Below are 509 nucleotides of genomic sequence, written 5' to 3'. Positions count from 1 at the left end.
CGGCCGCATCGTTCGTGGCTTGCGGTGCCGAACTCTTGCGTACCGGGCAATTCGTGCTGACCGATCGACCGATGAATTGGGCAGAACAGTTCAATTCACTGATGGTGATCGTCGGTCTGACCGGAATCGGTGCGCTGTCACTGACGATCAACCAGATCCGGACGTCGAACCGGCATAAATCCGATGCCATGACCGATCCTCTGACAGGCCTGCTCAATCGGCGCGCGCTGTTTGGCGAAAAGGTAACGGAGACAGCATCCAACACTGCAATTCTGGTGATGGATCTCGATCACTTCAAAACGATCAACGATCAGTTCGGCCACGCCGCCGGCGACCGCGTGCTGCGCGCCTTTGCCGAAGTCATCTTCTCGAACATTCGCGCCGAAGATGTTGCCGCGCGTCTGGGCGGCGAGGAATTCTGCATTGTCCTAGCCGCGTCGAGCCCAAAAGCGGCGGCCGCTGTCGCCGAGCGCATTCGATCGACGCTCGAAGCTAAGACCTTCCCGACA

The 509-nt window shown here is 58.9% G+C and carries 1 protein-coding gene; it reads left to right on the top strand.

From position 1 onward, the window contains the following. On the top strand, positions 1–509 hold a 509-nt coding region (locus AC1DS5_RS25670), incomplete at both ends, for a GGDEF domain-containing protein (protein ID WP_477721062.1).

The organism is Polaromonas sp. P4_H1, from assembly GCF_056400945.1.
This window is presented reverse-complemented; position numbering and strand designations above follow the sequence as displayed.